Annotated in this window: 9 protein-coding genes; 5 read left to right on the top strand and 4 right to left on the bottom strand. The window is 63.4% G+C overall.

What is annotated here, in order from left to right:
* Positions 1–18 precede the first annotated feature (18 nt).
* From SR3_RS21460 to SR3_RS21450, 3 genes are read left to right on the top strand one after another with little or no spacing between them, the layout of a single operon-like run.
* Positions 19–1608, top strand: coding sequence for an alpha-N-arabinofuranosidase (locus SR3_RS21460; RefSeq protein WP_245654040.1), 1590 nt, complete (start codon positions 19–21; stop codon positions 1606–1608).
* On the top strand, positions 1608–3062 hold the full coding sequence (locus SR3_RS21455; RefSeq protein ID WP_068090541.1) for a rhamnogalacturonidase: 1455 nt from the start codon (positions 1608–1610) through the stop codon (positions 3060–3062). Before SR3_RS21460 ends, SR3_RS21455 begins: the two co-directional genes overlap by 1 nt.
* A gap of 10 nt (positions 3063–3072) precedes the next feature.
* Positions 3073–6069, top strand: a complete 2997-nt coding sequence (locus SR3_RS21450) for a beta-galactosidase (protein WP_245654039.1) — start codon at positions 3073–3075, stop codon at positions 6067–6069.
* A 78-nt stretch (positions 6070–6147) separates the two neighbouring features.
* Here the strand turns inward: SR3_RS21450 and SR3_RS21445 are convergent, their stop codons facing one another.
* Positions 6148–7488, bottom strand: coding sequence for an oligogalacturonate lyase family protein (locus SR3_RS21445; protein WP_068090540.1), 1341 nt, complete (start codon positions 7486–7488; stop codon positions 6148–6150).
* Between the two features lie 91 nt (positions 7489–7579).
* Here SR3_RS21445 and SR3_RS21440 point away from each other — a divergent pair, with 91 nt between their 5' ends.
* Positions 7580–9094, top strand: coding sequence for an MFS transporter (locus tag SR3_RS21440; protein ID WP_407668190.1), 1515 nt, complete (start codon positions 7580–7582; stop codon positions 9092–9094).
* Positions 9095–9183: 89 nt separating this feature from the next.
* Positions 9184–9972: a rhamnogalacturonan acetylesterase gene (locus SR3_RS21435; RefSeq protein WP_068090536.1), complete on the top strand. Its 789-nt coding sequence runs from the start codon at positions 9184–9186 to the stop codon at positions 9970–9972.
* 87 nt (positions 9973–10059) lie between these two features.
* Here SR3_RS21435 and SR3_RS21430 read toward each other — a convergent pair whose 3' ends face one another.
* The 3 genes from SR3_RS21430 to bglB form a co-directional block, all read right to left on the bottom strand.
* Positions 10060–10485, bottom strand: a complete 426-nt coding sequence (locus tag SR3_RS21430; protein ID WP_068090534.1) for a hypothetical protein — start codon at positions 10483–10485, stop codon at positions 10060–10062.
* Entirely contained in the window at positions 10485–10859 is a 375-nt protein-coding gene (locus tag SR3_RS21425; protein ID WP_169805682.1) for a C40 family peptidase, read from the bottom strand. Before SR3_RS21425 ends, SR3_RS21430 begins: the two co-directional genes overlap by 1 nt.
* A gap of 368 nt (positions 10860–11227) precedes the next feature.
* Positions 11228–12277: a beta-galactosidase BglB gene (gene bglB / locus SR3_RS21420; protein ID WP_068090532.1), complete on the bottom strand. Its 1050-nt coding sequence runs from the start codon at positions 12275–12277 to the stop codon at positions 11228–11230.
* Positions 12278–12339 lie beyond the last annotated feature (62 nt).

Below are 12339 nucleotides of genomic sequence, written 5' to 3'. Positions count from 1 at the left end.
ATTGGAGAGGGGAACCCCATGATTCGTCCTGCCTCACGCTGGATGACGCGCTGTGCCATGGCTTTGCTGCTGGGGGGCAGCGCTCTGGCATCCTCGGCAAACGCTCAGGATCAGGCGCAAACGGACACCGCCGCCACACTCCACGCCGATACGCCCGGCGCGACCGTGGACCGCCATATCTTCAGCCAGTTCGCCGAGCATCTGGGCTATGGCATCTATGGCGGCATCTGGGTCGGGCCGAATTCGAAAATCCCCAACATCAAGGGCTATCGCAAGGATGTGGTCGAGGCCCTGCGCGCGCTGCATGTGCCGCTGGTGCGCTGGCCGGGCGGCTGCTTTGCCGACGAATATCACTGGCGAGACGGCATCGGCCCGCGCGCCAACCGCCCTGTCCGCATCAACACCCATTGGGGCGGCGTGACCGAGCCCAACAGCTTCGGCACCCATGAATTCATGGACTTCGCCGAGCTGATCGGGGCGGACGCCTATGTCTCGGGCAATGTCGGCAGCGATGCGCCCTCCGCCATGGAGGAGTGGGTGCAGTACATCACCGCTCCCGAAGGCGCTCTGGCGCAGGAGCGGGCGAAGAATGGCCGCAAGGAGCCATGGAAGCTGCCCTATTTCGGCATCGGCAATGAGCTGTGGGGCTGCGGCGGCAACATGCGGCCCGACGATGCCGCCGGGATCACGCGGCGCTATGCCACCTTCGTCAAGCCGCCCTATGGCGTGAAGATCCAGAAGGTGGCCAGCGGCGCCAACGGCCCTGACACCAACTGGACCGAGGTGATGATGCGCGAGGCCGGCAAGCAGATCGACGGCATCGGCCTGCATTACTACACCACCCCCGGCGAAACGTCAGGCGCTCCGAAGGGCAGGGGCTCGGCCACCACCTTCACCGAGGTCGATTACGCCCGCACCATGGCCAAGACATGGCGCATGGAGGAACTGCTCACCAAGCACTCCGCCATCATGGACAAGTATGACCCCGCGCGCCGCGTCAATCTGGCGGTGGACGAATGGGGCATCTGGACCGATGTGGAGCCGGGCACCAATCCGGGCTTCCTCTATCAGCAGAACAGCCTGCGTGACGCGCTGCTGGCGGCGGTGAACATCAACATCTTCGTCCACCATGCCGAGCGCGTGCGGATGACCAACATCGCCCAGATGGTGAACGTCCTCCAGTCGATGATCCTGACCGATGGCGCGAAAATGGTGCTGACCCCCACCTATCATGCCTTCGATATGTATCGCCCATGGCAGGACGGCACGGCCCTGCCGCTCGATCTGCCCAAAACCTGGTACAACCGCGAGGAATGGACGGCGCCTGCCGTGACGGGCTCTGCGGTGCGCGGCAAGGATGGCGCGGTGCATGTGGCGCTGGTCAACATCGATCCCACCCAGCCGCATCATCTGGAGATCGCGTTGACGGGGCTGAATGCCGCGCAGGTTTCGGGGCGCATTCTGACCGCCGGGCGGGTGCAGGATGTGAATGACTTTGCCACCCCGGCGCGCGTTGCGCCCGTTGCCTTCACCGGAGCGACCATCCGCGACGGCAAGCTCTCGCTGGATGTTCCGGCCAAGGCGCTGGTGGTGCTGGATCTGCGCTGATGCAGCGCTTCGATGTCACGGCCTATGGCGCGGCCAACCATGGGAAGGCGCTGGCGCATCAGGGCATCAATGCCGCGATCCTCGCCGCGCATCAGGCGGGCGGGGGCGTGGTGGTGGTGCCTGCGGGGCGCTATCTCTGCTTCTCGATCCGGCTGGCCAGCGGGGTCACGCTGCATCTGGAAGCAGGCGCGGTGATCGAGGCCGCCGACCCCGCGCAGCATGGCGGCGCCTATGACCGGCCCGAGGACAATGGAGAGCAACTCTATCAGGACTTCGGCCACAGCCATTGGCACAACAGCCTGATCTGGGGCGAAAAACTGACCCAGATCGCCATCACCGGCCCAGGGCGGATCGAGGGGCGCGGGCTCACCCGCAACGGCCCTGGATCGCGCTGGCGGGCGCAATCGGGCGAGCGGCCTTTATCCATGCAAGGCATGAGCCCCACGCAGGTCGCCACGCTCGAAACGGCCCACGCTGGGATGATCGGGCTGGGCAACAAGGCGATCGCCTTGCGTGAATGCCGGCAGGTGACGCTGTCGGACTTCACCATCGACCGGGGCGGCCATTTCGCCATTCTGGCCACCGGCTGCAGCGATATGGTGCTGCGCGACCTCACCATCGACACCCAGCGAGATGGCATCGACCTCGATTGCGTGCAGCGCTGCGTGGTGGAGCATTGCCGCGTCAACAGCCCCAATGACGATGCCATCGTCATCAAGACCAGCCTTGCTCTGGGCCGGATCACGCCCAGCGAGGATATCGCAGTGCGCCATTGCACGGTGTCCGGCTTCGATCTCGGCACGATGCTGGATGGTTCGCAGGGCCGCAAGCAGGAACTGGCGCCCGATCAGGATCATGTGACAGGCCGCATCAAGATCGGCACCGAAACCAATGGCGACATTCGCCGGATCACCATTGAGGATTGCCACTTCCAGCGCAGCCGGGGCCTCGCCATCGAAAGCGTCGACGGCGCCGTGGTGGAGGACATCACCGCCCGCCGCCTGACCATGGACGAGGTCACCACCGCCCCGATCTTCCTGCGGCTGGGCGCAAGGCTGCGCGGGCCTGCGGGGACCAATGTGGGCGCGATGCGGCGCATCCTGCTGGAAGGCATCACCGCCAACCGGATCAATCACCACTTTCCCGCCGCCATCGCCGGTTTGCCCGGCCATCCGGTGGAGCAGGTGACGATGCGCGACATCCATCTCACCTATCAGGGCGGCGGCACCACGGAAGACGCCCGGCTGCAGCCCCCGGAGGTAGCGGATGCCTACCCCGAACCCAGCATGTTCGGCACGCTGCCCGCATGGGCGCTGTGGCTGAGGCATGTGCGCAGTCTGACCATCGACAGCTTCCAAGCCAGCCACGCCACGCCAGATGCCCGCCCGGCTTTGATCCACAGCGATGTCGAGAGCCTCAGCATCACCGCTTCTCCTCTTCTTGATCCTCGCTAGGAGGCCAATCTTGCGCAACATTCTGATGACGACAGCCGCCGCTCTGGCCTTGACCGCCTTGCCTGCCCCCATGCCGGCTTTTGCCCAGCAGGCCCGGCCCACCATCAATGACAAGGCCCCGGTGAAGAGCTTCGGCCGCGTCTCCTTCGATGGCCATTCGCTGATGATCGACGGCAAGCGCCAGCTGATCTGGGCCTCCGAATTCCACCCCTTCCGCCTGCCGAGCCCCGATCTCTGGCGCGACATTCTGCAAAAGATGAAGGCCAGCGGCTTCAACACCGTCACCTTCTATTTCGACTGGAATTACCACAGCCCCAAACAGGGCGTGGAGGATTTCAGCGGCATCCGCGATATGGACCGCCTGCTCACCATGGCGGATGAGGAAGGCCTTTATGTCATCACCCGCGTCGGGCCCTATGTGAACGCGGAGCTGGCGCGCGGAGGCTTCCCCGGCTGGCTGCAGAACCAGCGCGCTCAGGCCCGCACCGATGATCCCGAATATCTGGCCGCGGCTGATGAGTGGCTGACGGCCATCGACGCCATCGTCGCGCGCCATCAGATCAATGGGGATGGGCAGGGCCACAAGGGCAATGTGATCCTGCACCAGATCGAGAATGAGCTGTCGCAGACCTCGGCGGTGCATCGCCGCTATATGGACCACCTTTACGCCAAGACCCGCGCCGATGGCATCAATGTGCCGATCTTCCACAATGATCCCGGCCGGCAGGGGCGCTGGGTTCCCGATGCGAGCCCCGTGCCCGGCGTGGTGCATGGGCCCAACGATATGTATGCCTTCGATGCCTATCCGGGCGGGGCCTGCACGGCGGATGGCCATGTGGTGCGCTCCACCCCCGCGCCCGACTGGGGCTTTTATGGCGAGGGCGGCGCGAAAGGCGGGGCCTCGGCCTCTCCCGACACGCCGGGTTTTCTGGCCGAGATCGGCGGAGGCTGGTTCGATTACTGGGGTTCCAACGGAAATTATGCCTGCAATTCCGTGCAGCGCGGGGTCGGCTATCAGAAGCTGTTCTACGGCACCAATCTGGCCAATGGCATCGCCTTGCAGAGCATCTATATGGGCTATGGCGGCACCAGTTGGGGCTGGTTGCCTGCCCCGGTGGTCTTCACCAGCTATGATTATGGCGCGGCCATCGCCGAGGATCGCAGCTTGCGTGACAAGGCCGCCGAATTGAAGCTGATCGGCGGCACGATTGCCGCTGTGCCCGATCTGGCCGGGATGGTTCCGGCCACGCCCATCAAACCCAGCTCCGAGGCGATCCGTCTCTATCACAACCGCAATCCGAAAAGCGATGCGCGCTTCCTGCTGGTGGCGCATGCGGATGGCCATCTGACCGAAAACACGCCTTTCACCTTCAGCGCCGATCTGCCGGATGGGCACTATCAGTTCCCGCAGATGCGGTTGAACGGTTACGATGCCAAATGGTTGGTGGCGGGGGTGAACCTTGGTGGCCAGCGCCTGGTCTATGCCACCAGCGAGATCCAGAGCCATATCCACCAAGGCGCGCGAGACCTGCTGCTGATGGTGGGCCGCAAGGGCGAGGCTGGTCGCACCGTGCTGCGCTATGCCTCCGCCCCTCAGGTGAAGGTGACAAACGGCGCGGTCGAGAGCCATTTCGATGCCGCGCGCGGCGATCTGGTGCTGGATTACACCCATGGCGCTCTGGCCAGTGTGGAGATCAGCGGAGGCGGTCGCCCGCCGCTGACCTTGCTGCTGGGCGATGATGCGGAGGGCGCTTCGTGCTGGACTGCCGATGGCGTGCTGGCCTGCGGGCCGAACCTTCTGCGCCATGCGGTGGCGAAGGGCGGCGCTCTGGCGCTGACGGGCGATACCATTGCGGTTGGGCCTTTGCGGGTCTGGGGCGAGGCTTCGCGGGTAACATGGAATGGCGCTCCGGTGGCGATGAAGGCGCAGGATGGTGCGCTGGTGGGCACTCTGCCCGGCCCGGCGGCTGTGGCTTTGCCGCAGCTCACATGGCGCAGCATGGCGGGCACGCCCGAGGCGCAACCCGGCTTCGACGACAGCCATTGGCAGGCCATCGACCATCGCCGCGATGCCACCCAGACGCAAAAGCCCGATGGCCAGCCCACCATGACCATGGACCCCTATGGCTTCCATGAGGGCGATGTCTGGTATCGCGGGCGTTTTGCCGGGGATGCGAAAGCGCAGAAGATCACGCTGGCCTATGGCGCGGGCGGGGCGGGGATGATGCAGGTCTTTCTCGATGGCGCGCTGATCGGGCAGGGCGAATTGCCCGCCGGCATGCCGCGCCCGATCACCACCGGCAGCCTGACGCTGAAACTGCCTGACAGCGCCCATACGCAGGGCGAGCATGTGCTGGCGGTGATGGTGCGCAACAATGGTCACAATTGGGACCTCACCGCTTCGGACGAGCATAAGGAAGCGCGCGGGCTGATCGCCGTGTCGCTTGAACCGCTCAAAGGGCCGTCCTTCTCGGTGCCGGTGAACTGGCGCATTCAGGGCCGCGCCGGGGGCGAGAGCTTTGCCGATCATGCGCGTGGCACCCCCAACAATGGCGGCCAATATGGCGAGCGCATGGGCTGGCATCTGCCCGGCTTCAGCGATGCGGCATGGAAGAGCGTGCAGGGGCTGCCTCAAGGGCCGGCGGGCACCAACTGGTATCGCAGCAGTTTCACGCTGAACGTGCCCAGGGGGCAGGACGCCACCATCGGAGTGCAGATGGGCGATCCTGCCGTGCCGCGTTCGGCTGGGCATTATCGCGCGCTGATCTTCGTCAATGGCTGGAACATGGGGCAGTTTATCGCCCATGTCGGCCCGCAGCGGACCTTCCCCATCCCCGAGGGTATCCTCAACCATCATGGCGCCAATGTGATCGCTTTGGCGGTGACCAGCGATGGGGCGCCTGAGAACGCGCCGCAGCCGGTGAAGCTGGTGGTGATGCAGAACCGTCTGGGCGGTGTGCCGGTGAAGATGGTCGAGGCGCCAGCCAGCCTGCCCCCCACGCCCTGACAGCACAAGGGCGGCCCTTGCTGGCCGCCCTTGCCTCAAACGATGAAAGGGGCGGCCCATCAAGCCGCCCCTTAGTCGTTACTGCGCCCGGGCAACCTCCACGGCATAGACATGGGTGCCGTGTTCATCGGGGTCATTCTCGAAATGGCCGCGGAAGATGATCCATTTGCCATCGGGCGTGAAGGTCATGTTGGGCTCGGTCTTGTAATTGTGCTTGCGCATATCGACCAGTTTTTCCTCGGCAAAGGTGCCCGGCACGATCAGCTTGTCGGCATCCGCTGTGGGGATTTCGGCATCGTCGGGGATGGCTTTGGGGGTGAAGAGGTAGAGATATTTGCCGTCCGGCGCATGGGCGACCATCTCGCTGTCGCCGCCATCGCCGGTGAACAGCTTCAGATCGTTCGACTGGTTGTAATGCACCGACCACTGGTTGCGCTCCACGTGATACCATGTGCGCTTGCCGCTGGTCACATCGTAACCCGCCAGCCAGAAGACCTGCCCGCGCGGGGTCTGCAGATCGTACCAGATGGTGTGGCCATCGGGCGAGAAGAACTCATGCCCTGCGATCTCGTTGTTCATGGTGCGGGTGTGGACCAGCTTTTTGCCGGTGCCATCGGTGCGGATGGTCCAGATGCGGTCCACCTCATGCCATGGGCCTTCGTGGCAATACATGATCAGCCCCGGATCGGTGGGCGAGAACTGCACATGGTTGAGCCAGTCCTTCGACGCCACGATCACCTTGCGCTCGCCCGTCACCAGATTGTGGGTGAAGATCTCCATCGGGATGCCCGCGATCAGGCGGCGGTGCAGCGCGCGGGTTTTGGCGTCGGCATAGGTGTAGGGCGTGCCGTCGGGCTTGTTTTCGGCATAGGTGTAGCCGCCGGGGGTCTCGTTGCCGCCCTTTTGCGCGGGGTGTTTCAGCGTGCCATCGGGGTTCACATTGGAGGGCGGCAGGGTGTACTGGCCCAGCAGCATCGTTTCGTCCGCATTGATCGAGCCGATCGAGCCGCCCGCAATATCGGCCACCTTCTTCACCGCGCCGGTGTCGACATTGGCGGCATAGACCTGGAACGTCTGCCCGGCATCGTCACGCGCGCGGCTGGCGTAATAGACGTTACGGCTTTTGTGCCCTGTAAACAGCAGGTTGAGTTGCGGTCCTGGCACCAGCAGCTTCACGCTCCAGTCCTTCAGCGTGACGACCGCGATGCCCTGCGGGGTTTTCATCACCATCTTGTCGCCCTGCGGGGTGAAGGCGCTCTGGGTGAAATAGAGGCTGGAGGTGCCGGGCATATCGCTGATGCGCAGCACGCGGTGATGCGTCAGCGGATCGACCCATTCGCGCTGAGGCTTGGCGAGGGCGGGGGTGGCGAGCAGGATCGTGCCCGCAAGAAGGGCCTTGGCCAAGGTACTGAAGCGCATTCGGTCATCTCCCTTGCAAAGCGGTTCGCACATCATTTGCCGCTTGTCGGTTTTGTTTTACATAGTATGTATTGATCCCTCAATGTGAAAAATGTCACAGGCTGATACACGGGCAAGAGGATCGAGCAGCATGGGTGGACCCACCCCCAGACAGGTGAAGACCGTCAACTATCTGGCCTATGGCGCCAATGACGTGCTGGGCGCGGGATCGATGGCGGTGATCTCCGCCTGGGTGCTTATCTTCTACACCAAATTCTGCGGCTTGAGCGCGGGCGAGGCGGCGCTGATCTTCGCCGTGGCGCGCGTATTGGATGCCTTTGCCTCGCCCACCATCGGCCATCTGTCGGACAGTTTCGACCGCTTCTGGCTGGGGCAAAAATTCGGGCGGCGGCGCTTTTTCATTCTGGCGGCGATTCCCTTGCTGCCCTCCTTTGCGCTGATGTGGTGGCCGGGGCAGAATTTCTGGTTCTACCTCACCTCCTACGTGCTGTTCGAGCTGACCTATGCGCTGGAGGTGATCCCTTACGAGACGCTGGCCGCCGAAATGTCGAGCGACTTTGCCACCAAGGCCAAATTCGCGGGCATCCGCATTCTGTTTGCGCAGGGATCGGCCATTCTGGCGGGCTTTCTGCCGCTGTGGCTGATCAACTGGCTGGGGCGCGACAGTCCGATGACCTTCTTCGCCATGGGCGGCCTCTTCTCGCTGCTGTTTATGGCGGCGGCGGGCTTCCTCTATGCCTTCAGCTGGGAGCGTCACCGCCCGGAAAGCGCCCGCGTGGTGACGGCACGGCCCAGCTTGTGGAAGAACCTCAGCTCCACCCTGCGCATCCGGGCGTTTCGCCTGCATCTGGGCATGTATCTGGGCGGCTATATCAGTCAGGACATCTTCAATGCCGCCTTCACCTTCTTTGTGATCTTCGCTCTGGCGGGCGGCACGCAGACGGCCTCGGCGCTGCTGGGCACGATGTACATCGTGCAGCTGGTGGCGGTGCTGATGGCGATCCGCATGGCCCTGCGCGCCACCCCCGCCGGAGCCTATCGGCTGGCCGCGCTCAGTTTTGCCTTGGGCGTGGGCGCGCTGGTGCTGCTGTGGCGCGCGGGATTGCCCGCCACATCGGGCTGGATCTGGATTGGTATGGGGCTGGTTGGGCTGGGGCGCGGCGCGCTCAATTACATCCCCTGGGCCACCTATAACTATATGGCGGACGTGGATGAAATCGTCACCGGCCGCCGCCGCGAGGGCGCCTTCGCAGGCGTGATGACCTTTATCCGCAAGGCCACTCAAGCCGCCGCCGTCGCTTTTGTCGGTCTGCTGATGGACTGGGGCGGCTTTGCGCCCAAGGCCGATGTGCAGACGCCCGGCGCCGTGCTGACCGTGGTGTTGGTGATGGCGCTGGGCACATGGGCGATGCTGGCGCTGGGGGTAGCGATCTCCCGCCGTTTTCGCCTCAGCCGCGCGACCCATGCCGTGCTGATGGCGGAAATCGAACATCTGCGCAGCGGACATCGCGAACCAATCAGCCCGGAAAGCCGGGATATCGTCGAGGATCTCTCCGGCTGCTCCTATGACCAGCTGTGGGGCAGGCGAGAGGTCGACCCGATGTGATCGGATCGACCTCTCTGTTTTTGTTGACCGCGTTTTCCGAGCCGCCGGGCCTTCTGCCCGGCTTGAAAACGCTCTGATGAGGTGAAGGCATGAGGATCTGGCTTGGCGCTCTGGCGCTGATGGCAAGCACCGCGCAGGCTCAGGAAGCGCCTGCCCCGCGCATTCTGGTCGCAGGCGATTCCACGGTGCAGACCTATGATGTGGTGCATTATCCGCAAGCAGGCTGGGGCCAGTTCCTCGCCTGCGGGATGAAGCCGGGCGCTGTGGTGCTGAACCGGGCCATCGGCGGGCGCTCGACCAAAAGCTTTATCGCCGAAGGCCGCTGGGACCGCCTGATGGCGGAGATCAGGCCCGGCGACACCGTCCTGATCCAGTTCGGTCACAATGACGCCACCAAGGCCAAGCCCGAGCGCTTCGCTGACCCCGCCCTTTTCCGCGACAATCTGTTGCGCATGATCTGGCAGTCACGCGGGGCCGGGGCCAATCCGGTGCTGGTCACGCCAGTGGCCCGCCGCAATTTCGATGAACAGGGCAAATCGAAGGCCGATTTCGCTGAATATTCCGCCGTGATGCGTGAACTGGCCGCCAGCACCAACACCCCGCTGATCGACCTTGAAGGCGCATCCCGCAACATGATCGACCGCATGGGGCCCGAAGGTGCGCGCAAATACTACATGAGCCTTGCCGCCGGAGCCTATCCCGCCTTCCCTCAGGGCCAGCATGACGACACCCATTTCAACGAATTGGGCGCCCGCGCCATGGCCAATCTGGTGGCCGAGCAGCTGGCGGGGTTGAGTGTGCCCGCCGCCTCTCTGGTGATGGCCCAGAGGCCGGATCTGGAAAGGAAGGCGGCTTTGGGGAATTACGCCTGTCATTAAGCAGCAAAGGAAGATGCGAGGGGATCATCCCCTCGCGCTCCCATGATGTCTTCCGGCGTTGACCAAGCCTCGCTTTCGATCCTGAAGTCAGTTCAGTTCGATCACCGCGCCGTTTTCGTAGAAGACATAGGCGTGGGTTTTATCCACGAAGGCGAAGGGTTCCACATTGGCGCCGTCGCAGCGCACCCAGCCATACCAGACCTTGCCGGGCAGCTTCGGAAACCTCCAGCTCGCGCCGAAATGCTGTTTCAGCCCGGCTGACGGCCGCAGTTTGATATCCGCATAGCTCAGCGACTGTTTGCAATCGCTGGACAGCGGATCGGTGTAGGTCTTGTCGCCCAGCGTGATCGTCTTGTTGAGGATCTCGCGCGTGGTGTCGGCGCCCAGATCGCCACGCACGTTTTTGACGGTCCAGCTTTTCAGCCAGAAGGGTGACGCCGTCCCCGCCGCCATGGCGGGTGCGGTGATAAGGAGCAGGGCCAGCGCCCCGGCTGCGCGCAGACGGGTGGCCATCAGTACTTCAACCTCAGGAAAAAGTGCGGTTTCGTGCTCCAATAGGGATTGGAGAAGGTCACCGGAGCCACGCCGGTCGAGGATTGCGAGCCGATCCAGTGGTCCGCGTCATAGACGATGCCGACATGGTCATGGCTGATGCCTGGCCCCTTGCGAAAGCCGATCAGATCGCCCGGCTGCGGATCGGTCACCTCGGTGAAGCGGTTGTCGTTGAACAGTTGGGCTGCCGTGATGAAATGGACGCCCACGCTGGGGTTGGCCTGCCAAAGCGTGTAATTGACGAAGCCGGAGCAGTCGAAACCCTTGGTGCTATGGCCGCCCCAGGTGTATTTTTTGCCTTTGGCAGCTTCATAGGTCGCCTTGGCGGCAGCCACGATCTCCGGCCTTCCAAGACCTGATGCTTTTTCAACCGCACCCATGCGAATCATCCTTTGAACTGGCTGTTGCGCCGAACATGCAGCGTAACATCAGGTTTCCATCAAATGTCGTGGAGGATGAAATAGCAGCTTGAGATTACAGGGCAATAGCACATTGCCGACCGAACTGTTGTTGCGCCTGTTCTGGATTTACAATTGGAATAGACAAAGAGGCGGCTACCTTAAGGTTAATCAAGCAGCAAGAAAGTGCCACAGGCCTTCAATCCCGCGGCGCTCCCAACATGTGCCGACCCGATCGATAGAGCACAACATGGACATTCATGGGAGCGCGAGGGGGTAACCCCCTCGCATCTATCCTTCCTTCTTCAAACCCGATGCAAAGCCTCGGCCAGCGCACAGATCGCCAGAGACTGCCCATAAGGCATCGAGGTCAGCGCGATATCCTTATAGAACTGCAAGCTATCGCCCATCGCCGTACCGAAGCTGACCTGAGTCAGTTCACCGGCTTCATTGATATGGTCGATCACGCCCTGCACGGCCTTCAGCCCCACGGCTTCATAGTCGGCGGGCAGCAGGCCCAGACGCACGGCCTTCAGGATGCCATAGGCAAAGCCCGCCGTGGCCGAAGCCTCCAGATAGGAGCTCGGATCGTCGACCAGCGTATGCCACAGCCCGCTCGCCGCATCCTGCGTGGCGTCCAGCGTGCACACCTGCGCCGCCAGCGTATCGACCAGGAACGTGCGGAAAGCATCGCCCTGCGGCAGGGCGAGCATCTCGATGATCTCGGGGATGGCCACCGTGATCCAACAATTGCCGCGCGCCCACAGCGCCCGCGCGAAATTGTGCCGCCCGCCAAAGTCCCAACCGTGGAACCACAGGCCGGTCTTGGTGTCGAAGAGATATTTGATATGGACGAGGAACTGGCGGCGCGCTTCTTCCACATACTCGGGCTTGTCCAGCAGCAGGCCGATGCGGGCCAGCGGCAGCACGCTCATCATCAGCGTGTCGTCCCACAGCTCGCCGGGGTTCTCGTCATTGTAGACGATGTGCTGGAAGCCGCCGTCCTCGGTTTTGGGCAGGCCGTCGGGGGCCATCAGCCAGGCGGCCCATTCCTCCAGATGCGCGCGCCATTCGGGGCGGGGATCGCGCTCATAGAGATAGGCCAGCGTCAGAAAGGGCGAGACGGTGTTGATGTTCTTGGTGGTGCCGCGCGGCAGCTGGTCGGCGAACCACTGGTGGATGATGCCCAGCGCCTTCTCATCGCCGGTCTGCTCCACATAGCGCCACATGCCGAACAGGCCGATGCCATGGGTCCATTCCCAGCCGTTCCAGCCCTTGGTGTCGATCACGCGCCCGTCTTCCAGGCGCAGCAGGAACTCGCCGGTCGTATCCTCGATCGAAACCAGATTGTCCATCAACCGGTCGATCAGACCGATTAGATGGGGGCGGTTCAAACTCTGTTGCGTCACGATGAGGG

Origin of the sequence: Novosphingobium rosa NBRC 15208 (genome assembly GCF_001598555.1) — a bacterium.
GTDB classification, from domain to species: Bacteria; Pseudomonadota; Alphaproteobacteria; order Sphingomonadales; family Sphingomonadaceae; genus Novosphingobium; species Novosphingobium rosa.
This window is presented reverse-complemented; position numbering and strand designations above follow the sequence as displayed.